Here is a 20,279-nt window from a genome sequence, read left to right on the forward strand (position 1 = left end):
TCGGGCAAGTTAATCGCTCTGGAGACGCATCTCTTCGACGGCGGACGATTGGATATGTTCCGGCGAGCGGATATGCCTTCCAAGACCATCGACGGGCAAGTGGCAACGGACAAAGCCGCTTCCCGTTTGCTGAAGTGGCGGCTGCGTGTCCGCGCAGAGGCTGCCAGGCTGACGCGGACAGCGTCCGGCATCCCACAGCGACGATGGACGTCTGGATGTGAAATTGTCTACACCCGGCAGCTCTCGTCCCGGCACGAACCCGGAGCAGCTCTTTGCCACCGGCTGGCCGGCTTGCTTCATCGGCGCCATCGGCCTGGCCGCGGGCCAGCAGAAGGTGGAGCTTCCCGCAGACCTGGCCGTCGATGCTCAAATGACCTGCGCAACCGCGACGGCGGTTACTTTCTGCAGGCACGGCTGAACGTCAGTCTGCCTGGCATCGAACACGACGTTGCCCGCCAATTGATCGATGCCGCACACGAGAATTGCCCCTATTCCAAGGCCAAACGTGGCAACATCGACGTGACGATCAATCTCGTCTAACTCGCCCGCCGGGCGGCGGCCGGAAGGTCGCCGCTCTTGTTTGTGGCCCTAGTGTTTGCTCGCCGGTTTGCCATCTGCCTAACCGATTGATAATCGGACTGCATTCTGCGTAAAGCGATCTCTTCGATCCGTAAGGCATACCCGGGCCGTGGGCGAGAGGGGACCCGCGGCGCGCGAAGCCTAGCAGTGTTTAATGGAAATTTCGGCAATGAGGCCGCCGGTGTCGCGGTTCTTCAGCGTCAGCGAGCCGTTGATCGACACCGCCAGCTGCTGGGCGATGGCAAGACCAAGTCCGGTTCCACCGGTGTCGCGGTTGCGCGAGGTCTCAAGCCGCACAAACGGCTTCAAAACGGCGTCCAACTGTTCCTCCGGAATGCCCGGGCCACGATCGAGGACCTTGATGGTCACGCGGTCGTCGGCGAGCCGCTGGATCTCAATTTCGGCGCTGTCGCCGAATTTAAGAGCGTTGTCCACCAAGTTGGTGAGGATGCGTCGCAGTGTTTGCGGCCGGGTAGTGATCGCCACGACATTGACTTCACTGGCTTTCACGTTTTTACCCGTGTCTCGATAGTCGTAGACAAGGCTCTCTATGAACGACGCGAGGTCAACGCGGGTCATTTTCTCGACATTGCCGTGGGCGCTGCGCGCATAGGCAACCCCTTCCTTGACGAGGTTTTCGATCTGGCCCAGATCCTGGATGAGCTTCTCCCGGTCGGTGAAATCGTCTGCCATTTCCGCACGTAGCCTCATGCGGGTGATCGGCGTCTGCAGGTCATGAGAAATGGCGGCGAGGATTTGCACCCGCTCTACGAGATATTGGGCGATGCGGTCGCGCATGGCGTTGAAGGCGGTCGCGGCATAGGCGACCTCTTGCGGGCCGGTTTCGCTGAGCCGCGGCGTATTCCGGTTCGGATCAAGCGTGTCGGCGGCCGCGGCAAGATTGACGAGCGGACGCACTGCCTGACGTACGGCAAACCAGCTGCAAAGCAGCAGCAGTGCGAGCTGGGCCGCCAGCACGAAAGGCAGCCAATTGGCCAAAGGCATGACGTCCTCTGGGTAGACGTCGATCGTCAGCGGCGCGCCATCGCCTAATGTTAGATGCGCCTGCAGGCGGCGACGCGTGCCGGGGATTGTCTCAACTCTGACGGGGTATTGAGGGCCCATCGCGCGCTGAATGTTAGTGGAGATCTCTTTCGCCGCGGGATCGAGCGGCGGATTGCCTTGGGTCCCCTGGCCGAGAACGAAGCCGTAATTGTCGCGGCTTAGGCGGTCGAGCCATGCGGGCCGCTCCGCCGCGGGCAGGCGGTCTAGGACCGCGATCGATGTCGCAATGTCATTTTCGAGCGTATTGAACATCACCGATTTGGCCGACGCGTAGCGCTCGAAGAAAAGCACGGTGAACGACATCACATGGGCGATGATCAGGCCGGCAAGCAGAATGACAAAGAGGCCCGCCCGGAGTGTACGCGGCCACAGTCGAAAGCTTCTTTTATGCGAGGCAGCGTTCATTCGCGCGCCTCGATGATCTCTATCGGGACCGAAAAGACATAGCCCTCAATGCGCACTGTCGTGATGTAGATAGGCTCGCGGGCATCGTCGCCCAGCCTTTGCCGAATGCGGCTGACCAGCAGATCGATTGACCGGTCGAAAAGTTCGGCCTCTCGCCCCTGCGTGAGACTGAGAAGCTGGTCGCGGCTGAGCACCCGTTGCGGATGGTCGATGAATACCCGGAGCAGCCGATACTCCGCGCTGCTCAGAGCAATGACCGTGTCGTCGGCGTCGATAAGGTGTCTTGCGGTCGTATCGAGTTTCCACAGGCCGAAGCGCAGTAGCTGCCCGGCTTCCGAGACCTGCAGGTTTGGAGGAAGCATGCGCGATCGCCTGAGCACGGCCTTGATGCGAGCCAGCAATTCACGCGCGGAGAAAGGCTTGGTAAGATAATCGTCAGCGCCCATTTCGAGACCGAGAATGCGGTCCATTTCGTCAGAACGCGCCGTCAGCATGACGATTGGAACCGCCTTGTGCGCGCCGGCGCGCAGTTCTCGGCTGAGAACGAGGCCGTCGTCACCCGGCATCATAATATCAAGCACGATGAGATCGACCGTGTTGCACTCGAGAAAGGCACGCATTTGCCGTCCATCGGCGACAGTTGTTGTGCGCACACCGCTTTTCTCAAGATAGCTTGAGACGAGTTCCCGGATCTCGTGGTCGTCATCGACGATCAATACGTGGTCGACATGGTTCATCGAGCGCGATCCTTGGTCTCGGTACGAACATCCGCTCGGACTGAATGGCGTCATTGATGTGTCCTGCGTATGTTGGCATTCTTGGGATGTGCATTGGAATGTATCGCAAGTGGCTTTGGATACATTTCGACACAATTGGCAAGGTTTCGTACCGTCATCCGATGAAATCCGAAAGACAGGACGAGTGGCGACGCGCTCGTCACACCTCATGGTTAGTTCGTCGAACTGGCGCGAGTTTGCGTCGGTTCACCTATCGTACGTAATGGGCATGGCGGTGGTCAGCATCTCCGCGATGTCAACTGGCGCGACCATGATCACGATCATGATAGCCCGCGCCGGGGGCTCCCGCTCCCGCTTGTGCGTCGCTCCGCATTGAGTGGCCAATTGCTGGCGTCGCGCTCCGTTGTAGAACGGGTCTCCGCTTGCCAGGCGGACGCCCTGCATATATTTGATGCAAATGCTTAACCGTTCGTCCCAGCCGACCTCACCGCAACACATGCCGATGGATGCCCTTAACGAAGTCCTACAAGATTTTCGCTTGAGTGGCGTCAACTACAGTCGCTGCGAGCTCCGGCATCCATGGAGTGTTGCCCTACCCCAACAACCGCTGCTTCGTCTTCATTTTGTCAGCAAGGGGCCATGCTGGATCCATACCGAAGAGCAAGGCTGGCAGGAACTGCACGATGGTGATGTGGTGCTACTGCCGCAAGGCATCGCTCATCGGATGGCCAGCGCACCGGACGTTGCGGGAGACTCACTTACGGGTGCTCAGATCACTCCTTTGGGGAGCAACGTCTCTGAAGTGGTGAGGGAAGGAACGGGAGCGACCAGCATACTTTTCTGCGGCTCCATGACGTTGGGTGCCTGCGCTCTCTACCCCTTGGTCGCTTTGATGCCACCCATTATCAAGGGATGCGATGTGGTCGGCAATGACCCGATCGTTGGTCCTTTGTTAGCGGCTCTGACAGCGGAGATCGCACGGCCGCAGATGGGAAGTGCGACCATCTTGTCGCGTATGGGAGACCTGCTCGCGGCCCAGCTCATCCGCTGTACGGTCAATTGCGATAGAGCCTCGACCAAAGGTTGGCTTGCCGCTATCCGTGACGCTCATATCGGTCGCGCCCTGGCCGCCATGCACCGAGACCCCGGCTATAACTGGACCCTCGAAAGTCTCGCTGGATTGGCGGGTCAATCGCGCTCGATTTTCGCTGAGCGGTTCAGCACTGTTTTGGGGGAGGGCGCGGCACGCTACCTCGCCCGTCTGCGAATGCAGCTTGCCCGGGAGCTATTGGGGCAAAGCGGCCTATCGGTAGCCGAGGTTGCCGCCCGTTTTGGCTATGCGTCCGAAGCATCCTTCGCGCGGGCGTTCAAACGCATCACAAACCTCTCCCCCGGCGTTGTGCGACGCACAATTCCCGGACGAATAGATATGGATTTCGGACTTTAAAATACATATCATCCAGAACTTCTCGTCTATGAAGATCTCGAAACCTTGGAGATCCTTCATGACAGATACGACATTGCAACTTGAAGATGTGGTTGCAGGACTTGACACCGCTGCGCCTGCCGCTTGGAATGCGGCCACCTGGTTCGGGGTCCTTTCGATGGCAGCTACCAGCTTTGCACTGGTGTCGGCCGAGTTTCTGCCGGCGGGCCTGTTAACTCCAATGGCTCGCGATCTCGGCATTAGCGAGGGAACGGCCGGACAGGTCGTTACGGCCACGGCTTCGGTCGGCGCCGTGATGGCGATACTGAGCAATGTCCTGATTGGTCGACTGAATCGCAAGACGGTGCTCGTGGGTCTCAGCGCGTTGGCGATCGGCTCAAATATTCTTGCAGCGGTAGCCACTGATTTCTGGCTATTATTGGTAGGTCGCGCGGGGCTGGGTATCGCGCTCAGCGGTTTCTGGGCGCTTTCATTTGCCGTCGTGGCGAGGCTAGTTGGCGCCAATGCGACGGGTCGGGGCATGGCCGTCATTACGCTCGGAGTCTCGCTCGCCACCATTGCGGCGCCGTCGATGGGTGCATTGATCAGCGATTGGCTAGGCTGGCGTGTTGCGATGGCCATGACAGCGGGGCTGGCCGCCCTCGCCATGCTGATGCAGTTGCTCAGTCTGCCGACTTTGCCCGCAACCACAAGCAACAGTCTCGCCGATGTCGTGCGGCTGACACGGCGGCGCGGCATTCAGCTTGGCATGCTTGCTATTCTCTTGTTGATGACGGGGCATTTCGCTGGGTCGGTCTATCTGCGTCCCTTCTTCGAACAGGTTACGCACCTTTCAACCGGCCCAATCGCGGCCGCGCTTCTAGCGTTTGGCGTTGCCGCGGTAGTCGGCAATGTTGTCGGTGGCCGTATGGCGGACACGAATATTCATTTAGCTGTTACGGTCACTGCCGTACTAATGGCGCTTGCGGCGATCGCTTTGGTACTTTGGGGCGCGCACATCGGCGTTGCCTTCGCATTTGCTTCACTCTGGGGGATCGCATTTGGCATGGCACCGGTGGTGCTTCCGATCAACCTGTCCCGTGCGGCACCTGACGCTCTGGAGGCTGCGGGAAGTCTGATGATCACTTCTTTCCAAATCGCCATTACCATCGGTGCGGTTGTCGGCGGCTTTGTGGTGGACACCTATGGCGCCACGGGACCCGTGACGCTGACCGCGATCCTTGCCACGTCGACAGTCTTGCTGGCACTGTTACAGCCACGCGGTTAGCCTTTGCCGCCGCTGCGCGATAGATTAACGAACTGGTGATGTGGTCTAATTGCAGCAACCGAAAAAGGGACAAGACTTCGGCGCATCCCCGTGTGCGCCGAGATAGGTTTGGGAGGGCAGTATCCCATCGCACGGTAGCTGGTTGCCAGTCTTGGTATGAGTGTTTTCGTGGCCAATCTTGTACAATCTGCTGACGAAGCGTGTGGCTTTCCGCTTTCGAAAGCTCAAAGCGCGGCGCTTCGCGCTTTTTTCACTTGCCCTGGTAAAAGGTAAAAGGACTTGCCCAACACCTTAGGTGAAGGGATGGGTGAGAGACCGCAACAGGGTTGCCGGAAGCTTAAAACTTGCCATCGACGCCTTTGTGGTTCCCTCCGGCCTTCTTATCATTCCAACTGACAGCGCGGTGCGGGTCCCGGAATATACAGAACCTTCTTAAACAACCGGTTGGTGATGGTGGTGATGTCTGCTAGCGGGCGGTATTTTCTCGCAGCTCAATCTTCGCCTACGACGCCAATACAAAACAGTACGCGTCGCCAACCACTACCGCGGTGGTGTCAATACGCTGCCGGCGCTCGGTTTGTGGGGTGTGAGGCTCATTCGCCGTACATCTGAAAGCTCCCACGGACATGCGCCGTCTATCGGCCCGTGTGGCAAGAAGCAATCACGTTCGTGGCCTGACCACGTTTGTTCGACACATGAAGGATTTAACACTTCTCAGTCGCCACCCCTGACTAGTGAGCAGTCGTCCCCCACGTTCCAGGCGGAATCGATCGGGAATGGAAACAGATGAGCGCGACCGGGTACCGGCATTCAACGTCGAGGTGAAGTAATCCGGTGAACTGACAAAAGGGCTGGCTGTCACAACGATCAGGTAGCGATCAGGTAACGACATGTAGCTTTTGATAGGGTTCCGTCCGACACGTAGTTGTGCGTTGGGCATCATATGAATGTTGTATGATTCTCACAAATGGCAAAAGAAGCCTGCAGTTCGCAGGCTTCCCTATAATTTGAGCGCTGGGCCGTGGTATTCTCAACCCTTGAGGGACAATTCGAAGCGAACCGATTGAGATGACTTATCGATCGCGAGTTTTCAAATGGTGCGTCGGGCCATTCTCAAACGTCGGAGCTAAGTGCGGATGCTCTTAAAAGCTTTGCGCAACTCCTCGGCGAAGATCTTAGGTTGTTCGAAGGCCGCGAAATGGCCCCCGCGGTCAACCTCGTTCCAATAAATGAGATTTGGCCAATTGGCCTTCGCCCAGGACTTTGGGGCACGGAAGATTTCGCGCGGGAAGATGCTCGCAGCCATCGGCAATTCAATCCGTCCAGCGTTGAAACCCGGTCCAGCACGGCCGTTTTCCCAGTAGATGCGTGCCGAAGACGCGCCCGTATTGGTGAACCAGTATATCGAGATGTCATCCAGCACTTCATCGATGGTGAGCGCGTCCTCGACCTTGCCGTCGTTGTCTGACCAGGCTTGGAACTTCTCATAGATATACATAGCCAGGCCCACGGGCGAATCCGAAAGTGCGTAGCCAATTGTCTGAGGGCGTGTCGCCTGTTGCTTGAAGTAGCCGTACTGATCGTCGAAGAAGTTAGCAACGGCTTCCATAGCCGCTTTCTCGTCCGGCGATGGATTCGATGGTAGTTTATCGGGGTCGGGATACACGAGTGGCCAATTGACGTGACCGGCGACCAGCCCTTCGGGGCGCATGTGAGCAAGTGTATGTGTCACCGCGGTCCCCCAATCGCCTCCTTGCGCCGTCCAACGGGTGTAGCCCAGGCGTTGCATAAGGGTCGCCCATGCCTTCGCGATCCGAGGGAGGGTCCACCCATTGACGTCGGGCCTGTCTGAGAAGCCAAATCCTGGTAGCGAAGGAATGACGACGTGGAATGCGTCTTCCGCCTTCCCGCCATGCGCAGTCGGGTCAGTGAGGGGACCGATGACCTTGAGGAACTCGATAACTGAGCCTGGCCAGCCATGTGTGAGGATTATCGGCAGCGCGTTTTCGTGTTTTGATTTCACATGGATGAAGTGAATGCCGAGACCGTCAATCTTGGTTCGGTATTGGGGGAACGCATTGAGCTGTTTCTCAAACCTGCGCCAATCATAATGGTCACGCCAATATGCGATCAATGCCTTGGCCTGCGAAAGGGGGACCCCTTGCGTCCAGCCCTCCACCGTCTCACTCTCCGGCAAGCGCGCCATTCGAAGTCGCAATTTCAGATCGTCGATGGCGTCCTGGGAAACATTGACCGTGAATGGAGAGATGGCCTCGGTCGCCGGGGGGAGCGCGTAGATTTCCTCCGGAAGGGTACCCGCCCGAGCATTTGATGAGGCGGCATTTAGGAGCAATAGCGCGGAAGCTCCGGTGACAGTTTGCAAAAGCCTACGGCGGACGGGATCTGTCTCGGCCGGCACGGACCGCGCTAAGTTTTTCATTGTCGTCTCCATTGAATTTGTTGAGCCGGGCTTGCTACGCCCATTGCAATGGAGAGAAGATTAGAAATCTTCCAGTCCGCGTGAAAGTGTTGCACGGTGGAAACATAATCCATAGGAGTGGATGATGGCCTCAACGCCCTCGCATGTCATACTGGCCAAAGAGAAGCGCTACCCAATCAGAGAATACGCGGAGCTTTACACTTGGGTAGCGGCTGGCGGGATACACCAATGAGAGTGTGTGGTGGGGCTGCGTCCAATCGGGCAAAAGCTCCACGAGGTCGCCCGTCTCAAGATGGGGGCGGGCCATGAATCCGAATGTCTGGCCGATGCCCAGTCCTGACAGTATGCTTTTCAGATGCGCTGTGCTTTCGTTCAAGGCAACACCAGAGCGCCCGAAAAACTCGACGTGCTCCCCGTCCCGAAAGAATCGCATTGGAACTAACTTGCCGCTAAGCGCCGAAAAGTAGCTGACGATACGGTGGTCTGCCTCCATTTCATGTGGGGTATTCGGTGCTTGCTTGTCGCTCAGATAGCTTGGGGCGGCGCATGTTACGTAATCGAGTTCGCAGAGCCTCCGAGCAATCAGTGACGTATCACTCAGAGCGCCGCCCCGGATAACGCAGTCGACGCCCTCTCCCACAAGATCCACCGGGCGATCGCTGACGCCAACGACTAGCTCCAGTTCAGGATACAGTTTCTGAAACTCCCGCAATGCGGGGACTAGGATAAGGTTGGCAAGTGAGGAGCCAATGTCCACGCGAAGACGACCCTTCAGCGCAAAGCGGGCGCTTGCAACAGCATTGTCCATATCGTCGAGTTCGGCTAGCAGCCGCAAGGCGCGCTCGTGATAAGCCGCCCCCTCGATAGTGACTGTAAGAGTACGTGTGGTGCGCTCGAGAAGTTTACTCCCGAGATGTGCTTCCAGATCCTGCATAAGCTTACTGACCGTGGAGCGAGGCAGGTTCAATGTGTCCGCGGCCTTTGCGAAAGATCCCGCCTCCGCTATTCGGACAAAGGTGCGCAGTGCAAGCAAGTGGTCCACGATGCCTCCTGAAGCTGGGTTGTCTTATCAACGCGATAGTGGGAGCCGGTCAAGAGAGAGAAGTGCGCCTTCCTTAGAGTGTCCTTTGGCGAGCTCGTACGGCTTTCAGGCAGCCCACGAAATTGGTTTTCAGCTAGCCACGAGCGGCTTCGTTGAGGGACGCGCCGACTCGCCACCACTACATGGGCTTTCAATTCTGTTGATTGCCGACATAGTCCAGATACATGCGGTTGATTTTCTGTCGCTGCAGCCACGTTGACGTGGAACCTGGATCGCATCTGCGGATGCCGTTCGCCTCCTTGGGCCCCTCCAGGAAACGTGCTGTCGGATCTCGGGCCAACGCTTTGGCTCGGCTGTAGCTAGCCGGGATAAATTGTCGGCTCATAGCTCATTCAAGGAATTTGATCATGCCTCAGCCCTCCTTCTCTATCACCCGGCGTTCGCTTCTCGCCACAGCCGCCGCTTCAGGAGCCATATCCTTGCTGCCAGCAACCCTAAAAGCGCAGCATGGAAGCGCCGATATCCGCCCATTCAAGATCGAAGTTCCGCAAAGCGATATTGATGATCTTCGACGTCGGCTTGCATCCACTCGCTGGCCCGATCGCGAGACCGTCGATGGTCAAACACAAGGTGTTCAACTCGACACCTTGGGGCCGCTAGTCCAATACTGGGCGACCGACTATGATTGGCGCAAAGCCGAGGCAAAGCTGAACGCGCTGCCCCAATTCATTACCGAAATCGACGGGCTGGATATTCAGTTCGCGCATATTCGATCCAAGCATGCGAACGCATTGCCGCTGATCCTGACCCATGGTTGGCCCGGATCGATTTTCGAGCTACTGAAGGTAATTGGGCCGCTCACCGATCCCACCGCCCATGGAGGTCGGGGAGAAGATGCATTCCACTTAGTCCTGCCTACGTACCCTGGATACGGCTTCTCGGGTAAGCCGAAAAACGGAGACTGGGCACCGCCTCACGTAGCCAAAGCATGGCACGAACTTATGCTGAGGCTCGGATACAAAAGCTACGTCGCGCAAGGCGGCGATTGGGGCGCGATCATCTCGGAGTTGATGGCGATCCAGGCACCGACTGGTCTGCGGGGCGTTCACACAAACATGCCGGGCACTGTGCCTCCCGAAATCGTTCAGCTTGTCCGCACACGTCAACCCGCGCCTGAGAACCTCTCAGGCGAAGAAAAGGCTGCCTATAAATCCCTGGACGTGTTCTACAATCAAGGCTTCGGCTATGCGGAGATGATGAACACGCGCCCGCAAACACTCGGATACTCGCTTGCTGACTCCCCTGTGGGCATGGCTAGTTTCTATTACGAGAAGTTCGCCACGTGGAGCTACACCAACGGTCATCCCGAAAAAGCGTTCACAAAGGATGAGATCCTCGATGCCATCACCCTTTATTGGCTGACGAACACTGGTACCTCCTCCTCCCGCTCTTATTGGGACGCCGCTCAGTTGGGTGGCGGTCCATTTACCCGCCGAGTAATCAACAAGGTGCCGGTCGCCGTTACGGTATTTCCCGGCGAAATCTATCAAGCACCGCGCACTTGGACTGAGCAGAGCTACGAGAGCCTGGTCTACTTTAATAGGGTCGATAAGGGCGGACATTTCGCCGCTTGGGAAGAGCCGGAGCTCTTCGCCAAGGAGCTAAGGGCGGCTTTCAAATCGCTGCGCTAAAAACGATCCGGAGGCGAGCGAAGGCTCGCCTCCGCTCGAGGCCTTGCCAGGAGGCCGAGTGGCATTGTGCATCGCTCTGATGCAGCTGCTTATCAATCTTTAGGATTGTTTCGACCAAGGGTTCTAACTCAGTCGCCTGCAGGTCGGATCAAGCTAGCCGAACATTTGCCTCTTGCGCTTCAAAAGAAAGCCCTTTGGCCCGGTTCGCCGTGATGCCGGCGGGGGAATGCGGCGCTGGGGATGCAACTTCTACCAGATATCGCCAATCATTTCACCAAGCGCAAGCGGAACCTTGCCGGGTTGCCTATTGAGACGCCTATCCGCCCACAGCGGCGTCTGAATGACACCAAGCAAACTGGCGTCGAGTGCTTTGCCGCAACTGACCATGGGTGTATTATACAATTCTGGCGGGAGGGCCAGTCTGCGACCACCAAGCGATCGTGGTCGGTAACGCGTTCTTTAAAGTGGAAGCTTGGTACCCTGCCTACGGTGATCGGAGGAATTGAAGATAGAGGCACTGCATCGTTCGGCCCTCATGCTTGCATTTCTAAGGTTGCTGCTTGTGGAGCTCACACTGTTGTCGCGGGCTTTGAACTTCCCGATCAAACAAGGCGACGATGTGGATCGCGCTGACCAACAGGCCGGCCCCGCTCGCCCTTGTACATCCTGATACAATTTCACAGGTGTCTGTACACATACCCGATACAATCGAGAGTAAAGCTCTGGACGATAGCTGCCGGCGGAGTGACCGAGTAATCGCTGCGGTTTCATCAGGAGGACATTCAATGCATATCTCCAACAGTTCTCGAGATATCCGGTCGTGCTATGCGTCCGAAAACCTCGTCTTTTTGATGTTTTTCTCTGATGTGGCGTCTCCATCGTCGGCTGGTTGCGGCGAGTAGTAGCGGCCAGTGCCGTTTATGGTTCCGAACCAAGCGTAAATCCGTTCGCTTATCGTTGATCGCGCCGTCAAAGACGGCAGCCGAACCCCTGAAATTAATCAACCTGGAGGAAATTGACATGCTGGAGAAGGCGATAGGGCGGCAGACAACTGGTGCTCGAACAGTATTCGTCAACGAGTTCACCAATGGGATTCTCGACCCTGAGGCGCCAATGCTCGGTCCCGTCGCCGATGGCGGCGTTATCATTGCAAACACCGCGCCCGGCTGCTGGGGACCTATGATCACACCGGAAATCCGTGGTGGCCATGAAGTGACGCGACCGGTCGCTGTAGCGGGCGCCGAGATCGGCGATGCGATCGCAATCCGCATTCGCTCGTTGGTGGTCACGTCGGCAGCCACCGCATCCGGCAACGATGAGGTGATGGCGGGCCGTTTCAACGGAGATCCCTTCTGCGCGGCCGTCTGCCCAGGATGCGGCGCGGAATGGCCGCGCACCCGCGTCGAGGGCATTGGGCAAACTGCGATCCGCTGCGACAACTGCGGCGCTGACGCAACACCGTTCGTCTTCACCAACGGTTACACCATCGCATTCGATGACGAGCGCAAAGTGGGTCTGACCGTCGGAAAGTCCGTGGCGGAAGGCTTCGCCAGCGATGCGGAACGTCTGATGGCGTTGCCCGATGCCTCGATCCAGCATCCGATCCTGACTTTCGCGCCAGCCGATCTCGTCGGCGTGGCAACACGCCTCAGGCCATTCCTTGGCCAATTGGGCACCACGCCCTCGAAAGCGATGCCGGACTCGCACAACGCCGGCGATTTTGGAGAGTTCCTGAAGGACGCCCCGCATGCCTATTCCCTGACAGCGGCCGAACTCTTGGAACACAAAACAGACGGCCACATGGATGTGAACACGGTGCGGGAGGGAGCGGTCCTTATCTGTCCGGTCAAGGTACCGGGTGGCGGCATTTACCTCGGCGACATGCATGCGCTTCAGGGAGATGGGGAGATTGCCGGCCATACCTGCGATGTCTCCGGTACGGTTACGCTGGAGGTCCATATCATCAAGGGCCTTAAGATCGACGGGCCGATCCTGCTACCGGTTCTGGACGATGTACCATACCTGGCAAAACCGCTCGATGATGTCGAGCGCGCGCGAGTGACGGAGCTCGCGCGCAAGCACGGAGTGCACGACGTCGAGGTTGACGCGCCGGTTACCTTTATCGGCACGGGCGCCAACCTTAACAGCGCGACGACGAACGGGCTGGAGCGTGCCGCCGACCTGCTTGGCGTCAGCGTTCCGGAAGTCATGAATCGTGCGACAATTGCCGGCGCGATCGAGATCGGTCGCAATCCCGGCGTGGCGCGCGTAACATTTCGCGTTCCGCTCGGCATGTTGGATGCGAAGGGTATAGGGGCTTTCGCCCGGAGCTTATATAATCTTTGATGGCCGCTTTGCTGCGTCTCTCAGCTATGCCGTGAAGACGAGAACCAATCAGAAACGGGGTCGACGCCATGTCGGCCCCGTTTTTTTTTGAGATCCCGCTTGCTGCCAAAGTCGTTCGTTTCGATCGGTCGCCGAGTGCGACTTGAAAACATTGAGATACATAGCCGCCAGTTCCCGAACACATCTGGGATACACCGCTCCAACATGTTCACGGCCGCTGTCGATGCCGCTGGCATCGTTTCACCGCTTGATCAGGAGAGTAATGATGTCCAGACGCTATTGGCAGACTGCCAACTTAGCCACCTTCGCACTATCGGGAGCGATCGCGGTCCTGCTGCCCCCTATTGCCGCCAATGCCGGCAGCCCATCGCCATCTACCGCCCAGACTATTGCCGCAGGCAAGCCGACCGCGGACGAGTCCATCCGGCCGTTCCAGTTCCACGCCAGCGACGCGGCACTTGCCGATCTCAAACAACGCATCGAAGCCACCAAGTGGCCGAACCGCGAACTGGTAGGCGACGGTACCCAAGGCGTGCAGCTCGCCACCATGGAGAAGTTGGCCGACTATTGGGCTACGAAGTATGATTGGCGCCGGGTCGAGACGAAGCTCAATGACTTGCCGCAGTTTGTCACCAACATCGACGGCGTCGACATCCATTTCATTCACGTGCGCTCGAAGCACAAGAACGCCATGCCTGTTATTATTACCCATGGTTGGCCGGGTTCGATCATTGAACAGCTGAAGATCATTGATCCCCTAACCAACCCTGCGGCCCACGGTGGTACCGAAGCCGATGCCTTCGATGTGGTCATCCCGTCGCTGCCAGGGCATGGTTTCTCCGGAAAGCCCAATGAGATCGGGTGGGATCCGGTGCGCATCGCGCGCGCTTGGGACGTGCTGATGAAGCGGCTGGGCTACACCCAGTATGTCGCACAGGGCGGCGACTGGGGCGACGCAGTCACCGAGCAAATGGCCGTCCAGGCACCGAAGGGATTGCTTGGTATCCATACTAACATGCCAGCGACCGTTCCGGCCAAGATCCAGAAGGCTCTGGACGCCGGCGGCCCCGCGCCCTCGGATCTTTCGGCCGACGAGCGCCGCGCTTATGATCAGCTCGACTTCTTCTTCAAGAACGGGCTCTCCTACGCCCTGGAAATGAGTAAACGTCCGCAGACGCTCTATGCTATTGAGGACTCGCCGATTGGCCTCGCCAGCTGGATGCTCGACCATGACGCACGCAGCTACGAACTCATCGCCCGCGTCTTCGATGGGGAGAGGGAAGGCCTGACGCGCGACGACGTGCTCGACAATGTCACGCTCTACTGGCTGACGAATACCGCCGTGTCCTCGGCAAGACTCTATTGGGAAAACAAGCTCGCCTTCTTCGCTCCTAAGGGTATTACGATTCCGGTTGCTGTCAGCGCGTTTCCGGACGAGCTGTATCAGGCGCCGCGATCCTGGGCGGAAAAAGCATTCCCCAATTTGATCCACTACAATCGCCTTGCCAAGGGCGGGCACTTCGCAGCCTGGGAACAGCCGGAAGCCTTCGTCAAGGAACTGCGGGCGTCGTTCAAGTCGCTCCGTCAACCGGGCTGATGGGCAGGGGGCGTGCGCAAGCGCGTCCCAGTCCGCCGGTCCGGCATGAGGGCCACTCTACCGCGAGCATCGATGATGTTCTGGTTTGTGCCGATATCCTTGCCCCCCGGCGATCTTGCCACGGACGGCAATCCCGGGCTCCTGCGGGGAGGCGGAGAACTTGTCTACCCTTCTTGCCGCATCTTCTGCTGCTCTGCCCGCTTCTGCAGCCACTGGACGGTGGCGAGGAAGAGAGTTGAGAAGATGATGAGTAGGGTGGCGACGGCGGCGATCGTCGGGCTGAGCGTCTCGCGCACGCCACTCCACATCTGGCGCGGCAGCGTGCGTTGCTCGGAGCCCGCGATGAAGAGAGCGACGACCACCTCGTCGAAGGAGGTGACGAAGACGAAGAGGGCGCCGGAGGCAACGCCGGGGGCGATCAGCGGCAGCATGATGCGCAAGATCGCTTCGACCGGCGTGGCGCCGGGGCTTGAGGCGACGCGCATGAGATTGTGGTCGAAGAAGCGGCGGTGACGGTGACGACGACGAAGGGGGCACCCAGTACCGTATGGGCAAGCACCAGGCCCGTCAGGGAGTTCAGCAGACCGACGGCGGCGAAGGCATAGTAGATGCCGACGGCGGCAACGACTACCGGCACGATCATCCGCGAAATCAGGATCGCAGTCAGCGTTGCGCGGGCCGGGCAGTCGGCCTGGCTGAGGCCGATCGCGGCCAGCGTTCCGAGCACGGTCGAAAGCAGTGTCGCGAAGATCGCGACGATGATGCTGTTGCCGAGCGCCAGCTGCCAGACATCGGAGGAGAAGAACTCCCCATACCAGCGAAGCGACAGGCCGGGCATCGGATAGGTGAAGAATGGCTCTGCATTGAAGGACAGCGGCACGATTGCAAGGATCGGCGCCATCAGGAAAAGCGCTGTGCCGCCGCCGGCGATCCAGAGACCGATCGTGACGAGGCGATTGAAAGAATGTGTCGTACTCATCAGCCAATCCTCAGTCGGTCGATGCCGATCAGGCGGTTGTAGATTGCGTAGAGGATCAGGACGGCGATGAGTAGGATGGCGCTCAGCGCTGCGGCCATGCCCCAGTTGGTCACCTGGTTGGCATAGTAGGCGATGAAGTAGCTGACCATCTGGTCACGCGGGCCGCCGACGACCGCAGGGGTGATGTAGTCGCCAAGCGCCAGGATGAAAACGAGCAGGCCGCCGGCGCTGACGCTTGGCATGCTCATCGGCAGGTAGACGCGCAAGAAGGCGGAGAGCGGCGGGGCACCGAGCGAGGCGGCTGCGCGCAGATAGACGGACGGTATCGTCTTCATGACGCTGTAGATCCCCGAGGAGCGGGGAAAAGAACGTTTGAGATCTGGTTGCAGGAGTTCCAACCGGTGGAATTGCCTCCATTTGCGGCGTTTAGTGATTAGCTTTCACTCTTTGCATCCGAGAGCTCAAGCAGGCGGCGCCTTAGATGGGGCACAGCGAAGTCGAGAAAGCTGCGCATCTTCAACGGTATTTGGCCTCGCGCCGCATGAACGACGTTTACCGGTGCCGGCTCTGGTTCGAACGGCTCGAGTATAATTTGCAGGCGCCCGGAGTTTACGGCTTCTGCCGCCTGATATTGCAATAGCCGCGTAACGCCGACATGGCAAAGGGCCGCGCGGACCGCCGCCTCGACAGTCGTGACCGAGAGGCGCGGTGTAATCGACACTAAGACTGGCATTCTCGTGCGCGGGTCGGTAAAGCGCCAGTCGGAAAGGAGGCCGGGTCCATCAAAGGCGACGCATGGCATTTTCCGCAGCTCTTGCGCCGTCTTGGGCGTGCCGTGGACGGACAGTAGCTCCGGGCTGGCGCACATGACCGTACGCATTGTACCCACTGCCGTCGAAATCATCGCGCTATCTGGAAGTCTGCCAATACGCACCGCCATGTCCACCTGATCCTCGACAAGTTGCACATTTCGGTCGAGCAGCAGCAAGCGGATATCGATGTCGGGAAACAGACTGAGAAATTCCACGACTATCGGCAAGACGTGAAGTTGGCCGAACTGGATGGGCGCGGTAATCACTAGCTCGCCCTTCGGCGCAGTGAATTCGCCCGCGACTTCGCGCTCGGCCTCATCCACCTGCTCAATAATGCGCCGCGCTGCCGCGAGGTATGTCACCCCCGCATCTGTCAGGCTGAGCCTGCGCGTGGTGCGCACCAGAAGTTTTGCGCCCAATGCCGCTTCAAGGTCGGAAATTCTTCGCGCAACTGTTGTCAGCGGCATGCCAAGCCGCCGCGCCGCAGCCGAAAAGCTGCCGCTATCGTTGACGTTGATAAACATCGACATGGCACCGAAACGATCCATCCACTTTACCATTTTTTGGTTAGGTCATAACCAAAAATAACTGATTATCCCGCAAATCGAAATGCCTAATTCTGTCGGTATCGCAGTTGATCGCTGGAGCGCGGCCATGCCGTTTGGATTTATGGATATCGCCTTGACGCCAAGCGTTCGGGCGGCGCAGGCCGAAATGGGCTCCGACGAGATATGGTCGGACTTCAAAGGGAATCGCAAATTCGACCGATACACCGAGAGCGAAAGGGGGTTTATCGCTGAGCGCGACAGCTTCTACATCGCTTCGACGTCCGAGACAGGCTGGCCCTATGTCCAGCACCGCGGCGGCCCGCGTGGTTTTCTCAAGGTGATTGACGACAAGACCTTGGCTTTCGCAGATTATCGCGGCAACCGCCAGTATATCAGTACTGGGAATTTTGCTGCTAACGACCGCGCTTGCCTCTTCCTGATGGATTATCCAAGACAGGCACGCCTCAAAATCTATGCCTATGTGGAGAAGCTGGGACTGGGTGATGATCCGTCGCTGACCGATGCGGTCATAGACGGTCTTTACAGGGCCAAACCCGAGCGCATCTTTCGTGTGCGGCTTGAGGCCTTTGACTGGAACTGTCAACAGCACATCGTTCCCCGGTTTACTCAAGACGACGTCATGAAGGCCGTCCATCCTTTACGCGAGCGTCTGGCTCAACTCGAAGCGGAAAACGCCGAGTTGCGCGCTAGGCTCGGCTGACTAACGGCACGACCACTTGGCGGCGTTCGCCGAGGTCCTAAACCACATTGGGGCCAGCGCCCCAGGGCTAAATTCGTGACAGGTTTTCGTGGAGAAAGTCACGAAGTAAAGATCATCGGCTGTTCCGCCCACTCTTTCGAATTGCGATAGAGCGTTTTTCAGATTGATAGCCTACTGCGCGAAAACGAGGAGAAGTAGAACAGCCAACTGCGGAAATCACTCGGCCCTTGTTGCGTGGCCGTTGCGAGGACCGAGGCGGCTTAGCCGTTTGACATGGCATTCGGCTCGATTCAGCCGTGATGTCCCAATTTCTCGGCACGATAGGACGTTGCAATGGCGGACATACGGCAAACTCCCTCCGATTCTCCTTGGCATCCGGGAGAGCTTGCGATGCAGGAAAGTATGGGTGTGGTCGAGAGCATGGACTGGCCTGGACGGAACTATGTCCGTACCTACATGCCGGATCAGCATCGAGAGTTCTTTACGGCGTTGCCCTTTACGGTTTTCGGTGTTGTGGATGCCGGTGGTGACCCCTGGGCCACGATCCGCGCGGGTGGCCGTGGTTTCATTACTTCACCAACTACGGAGATTCTCGAGATCAAACTTGCGCGGGAAAGCGCCGATCCCGCTGACATCGGCTTTGAAGACGGCAACGCTGTCGCGATGCTCGGAATTCAGCTTGAGACGCGAAGGCGCAATCGCTTGAACGGTCGCGTTCGCAGATTGGGGCCGGATAGGTTCGCGATTGAAGTGCGTCAAAGCTTCGGTAACTGCCCGCAATACATCCAGAATAGAACGCACGAATTTACGCGGGATCCAAATTTGCCTGCGTCCGAGCCACCAGTTCACAGCCATGAGCTTACTGAGCGGGCAAGAGCCATCATCGCGGCTGCGGACACATTCTTTGTAGCCTCATACGTTGATCTGAAGGACGGCGATAGACAGATAGATGTGTCTCATCGTGGGGGCAAGACTGGGTTTGTCCGTGTTGGAGATGATGGCGTTCTGACCGTGCCGGATTTTTCCGGCAATCTGTTCTTCAACACACTCGGCAATTTCCTGTTGAATCCGCGAGCCGGCTTGCTGTTCGTTGATTTCGCTACTGGCGATATGCTTCAAATGACCGGGCGAACGCAGGTGGTTCTGACATCTCCCGAGATCTCAGCATTCCAGGGTGCTGAACGGTTGTGGAGGTTCAGGCCCGAGCGTGTTGTGTTCCGTCCGTCGGGTCTTCCGATGTCCTGGAAATTCGATGAGAAGGGATGGTCGCCCAACACGATGCTTACCGGCGACTGGAACGGGGCTGCGGAGAGGCTCCGTGCCGCTGCCCTTCCCGATTGGCGACCATTTCGCGTGGCCGAAGTGAGCGCCGAAAGCGAGACGATCCGGTCGCTGCTCCTTGAGCCAGCGGATGGCAGCGGGGTGGCATCCTTCGATCCCGGCCAACACTTGCCGCTGCGAGTGACCGTAGACGGACACGCCCATGTCCGGCGGTACACGCTGTCCGTCGCGCCCTCCGATGGGTACTATCGGATCAGCGTCAACAAGGCGGGGCTTGTTTCGTCTCATCTGCATGAACTCCCGGTCGGTGCCTTAGTCGAAGCGAGAACGCCTTCAGGCGCGTTCACGATCGACGCCTCGCAAGAGTGTCCCGTAGTCATGCTTGCGGCCGGTGTCGGTGTCACGCCGATGGTATCCATGATCCGACACTTGATGCACGAGGCCAAGAGGACAAGACGCATGCGATCCGTCTGGCTTTTCCAGGCGGCGAGAACGAAGCGGGAGAGGGCTTTCGCTACGGAGATCGCGTCACTAATGGCCGAGGCTGAGGGTCGGTTGCATGTAATCCAGGTGCTCAGTTCCCCAGGCGACGCGATCGCGGAAGTGGATTATACGGTGGAGGGTAGGATTAGTATCGATCTTCTCCGATCGACCTTGCCGGTCGACCTTTACGAGTTCTATCTGTGCGGACCTGGTCCTTTTATGCAATCCATGTATGACGGGCTTCGTTCGCTCGGCGTTTCTGATGCCCGCATTCATTCCGAAGCTTTCGGTCCATCTTCGCTCCGCCGGGAGATGACCGCTGAGGCCGCCCAAAACCCAGTCGCCACGTCCGATGTGAACGTTGTGTTTTCGCGATCGGGCAAGCAATTGACATGGAGTCCTGAGAGCGGATCGCTTTTGGAACTGGCAGAACTTGCGGGCTTTGATCTTGAATTCGGGTGTAGGAGTGGAAGCTGTGGGGCATGCAGTACGTCCGTACTGGAAGGAAACGTGAGCTATCTATCCGCTCCCTCGTTTCCTGTCGCGGACGGTCAGGCGCTCATTTGTTGTGCCGCGCCCAGCGAGATGACGGGAGGTAAGCTGCGTCTCGCGATCTGAAGCGTTGTAGAGGCTGCGCACGCCACTTGGATAGCTGACGGTTTACCGGACAGTAGCGCCGCCAGTTTGTCAGATCAGCGATGTATGGCGCTGGCGGGCAGCCGTGTTCAACCTGTTGAGGGGGAGCTTAATCACCTGCAGGTTGGAATGGGCTACTGCTCGCGATGGGTCTAGATTATTCCACGGACGCTAGCGGAGGCTAAGTTTGCGTGGACGCGCGG

12 protein-coding genes and 3 pseudogenes are annotated in these 20,279 nt (G+C 58.3%); 8 read left to right on the top strand and 7 right to left on the bottom strand.

What is annotated here, in order from left to right:
* Nucleotides 1-175: 175 nt before the first annotated feature.
* Nucleotides 176-540, top strand: a pseudogene (locus tag ABIE33_RS18125) (organic hydroperoxide resistance protein); the annotation flags it as partial.
* A 180-nt stretch (nucleotides 541-720) separates the two neighbouring features.
* Here the strand turns inward: ABIE33_RS18125 and ABIE33_RS18130 are convergent.
* Together ABIE33_RS18130 and ABIE33_RS18135 are read right to left on the bottom strand one after the other, a co-directional pair.
* Nucleotides 721-2,049: an ATP-binding protein gene (locus tag ABIE33_RS18130; protein ID WP_429127597.1), complete on the bottom strand. Its 1,329-nt coding sequence runs from the start codon at nucleotides 2,047-2,049 to the stop codon at nucleotides 721-723.
* The gene (locus ABIE33_RS18135; protein WP_429127600.1) at nucleotides 2,046-2,786 is read right to left on the bottom strand and encodes a response regulator; all 741 of its coding nucleotides are present in this window, start codon (nucleotides 2,784-2,786) and stop codon (nucleotides 2,046-2,048) included. The genes ABIE33_RS18130 and ABIE33_RS18135 overlap by 4 nt, the downstream gene beginning before the upstream one ends.
* 457 nt (nucleotides 2,787-3,243) lie before the next feature.
* Here ABIE33_RS18135 and ABIE33_RS18140 point away from each other — a divergent pair, with 457 nt between their 5' ends.
* Complete coding sequence (locus ABIE33_RS18140; protein ID WP_429127960.1) at nucleotides 3,244-4,233, top strand: AraC family transcriptional regulator; 990 nt, start codon at nucleotides 3,244-3,246, stop codon at nucleotides 4,231-4,233.
* 58 nt (nucleotides 4,234-4,291) lie between these two features.
* Nucleotides 4,292-5,500 carry an MFS transporter gene (locus tag ABIE33_RS18145; RefSeq protein ID WP_429127602.1) on the top strand — a complete coding sequence of 403 codons (1,209 nt, stop codon included), beginning with the start codon at nucleotides 4,292-4,294 and terminating at the stop codon, nucleotides 5,498-5,500.
* Nucleotides 5,501-6,626: 1,126 nt separating this feature from the next.
* Here the strand turns inward: ABIE33_RS18145 and ABIE33_RS18150 are convergent.
* Nucleotides 6,627-7,940: an epoxide hydrolase family protein gene (locus tag ABIE33_RS18150; protein ID WP_429127604.1), complete on the bottom strand. Its 1,314-nt coding sequence runs from the start codon at nucleotides 7,938-7,940 to the stop codon at nucleotides 6,627-6,629.
* 130 nt (nucleotides 7,941-8,070) lie between these two features.
* Nucleotides 8,071-8,982, bottom strand: coding sequence for a LysR substrate-binding domain-containing protein (locus ABIE33_RS18155; protein ID WP_429127607.1), 912 nt, complete (start codon nucleotides 8,980-8,982; stop codon nucleotides 8,071-8,073).
* A 407-nt stretch (nucleotides 8,983-9,389) separates the two neighbouring features.
* On the opposite strand from ABIE33_RS18155, the gene ABIE33_RS18160 reads away from it, so the two are divergent.
* From ABIE33_RS18160 to ABIE33_RS18170, 3 genes are all read left to right on the top strand, one after another.
* The gene (locus ABIE33_RS18160) at nucleotides 9,390-10,673 is read left to right on the top strand and encodes an epoxide hydrolase family protein (protein ID WP_429127610.1); all 1,284 of its coding nucleotides are present in this window, start codon (nucleotides 9,390-9,392) and stop codon (nucleotides 10,671-10,673) included.
* A gap of 1,020 nt (nucleotides 10,674-11,693) precedes the next feature.
* Nucleotides 11,694-13,019, top strand: coding sequence for an acetamidase/formamidase family protein (locus tag ABIE33_RS18165; RefSeq protein ID WP_429127612.1), 1,326 nt, complete (start codon nucleotides 11,694-11,696; stop codon nucleotides 13,017-13,019).
* A 265-nt stretch (nucleotides 13,020-13,284) separates the two neighbouring features.
* Nucleotides 13,285-14,616: an epoxide hydrolase family protein gene (locus ABIE33_RS18170; protein WP_429127615.1), complete on the top strand. Its 1,332-nt coding sequence runs from the start codon at nucleotides 13,285-13,287 to the stop codon at nucleotides 14,614-14,616.
* A gap of 164 nt (nucleotides 14,617-14,780) precedes the next feature.
* On the opposite strand, the pseudogene ABIE33_RS18175 reads toward ABIE33_RS18170, so the two are convergent.
* The 3 genes and pseudogenes from ABIE33_RS18175 to ABIE33_RS18185 form a co-directional block, all read right to left on the bottom strand.
* Nucleotides 14,781-15,595, bottom strand: a pseudogene (locus ABIE33_RS18175) (ABC transporter permease).
* A pseudogene (locus ABIE33_RS18180) lies at nucleotides 15,595-15,942 on the bottom strand (ABC transporter permease); the annotation flags it as partial. The pseudogenes ABIE33_RS18180 and ABIE33_RS18175, both read right to left, overlap by 1 nt.
* Nucleotides 15,943-16,028: 86 nt before the next feature.
* Nucleotides 16,029-16,955: a LysR family transcriptional regulator gene (locus ABIE33_RS18185; protein WP_429127618.1), complete on the bottom strand. Its 927-nt coding sequence runs from the start codon at nucleotides 16,953-16,955 to the stop codon at nucleotides 16,029-16,031.
* Nucleotides 16,956-17,061: 106 nt separating this feature from the next.
* Between ABIE33_RS18185 and ABIE33_RS18190 the strand changes: the two genes are divergently transcribed.
* Together ABIE33_RS18190 and ABIE33_RS18195 are read left to right on the top strand one after the other, a co-directional pair.
* Nucleotides 17,062-17,676: a pyridoxamine 5'-phosphate oxidase family protein gene (locus ABIE33_RS18190; protein WP_429127963.1), complete on the top strand. Its 615-nt coding sequence runs from the start codon at nucleotides 17,062-17,064 to the stop codon at nucleotides 17,674-17,676.
* Nucleotides 17,677-18,066: 390 nt separating this feature from the next.
* Nucleotides 18,067-20,058: a pyridoxamine 5'-phosphate oxidase family protein gene (locus tag ABIE33_RS18195; RefSeq protein ID WP_429127620.1), complete on the top strand. Its 1,992-nt coding sequence runs from the start codon at nucleotides 18,067-18,069 to the stop codon at nucleotides 20,056-20,058.
* Nucleotides 20,059-20,279 lie beyond the last annotated feature (221 nt).

Source organism: Ensifer sp. 4252 (assembly GCF_050434565.1).
In the GTDB taxonomy this organism is placed as follows: Bacteria; Pseudomonadota; Alphaproteobacteria; order Rhizobiales; family Rhizobiaceae; genus Ensifer.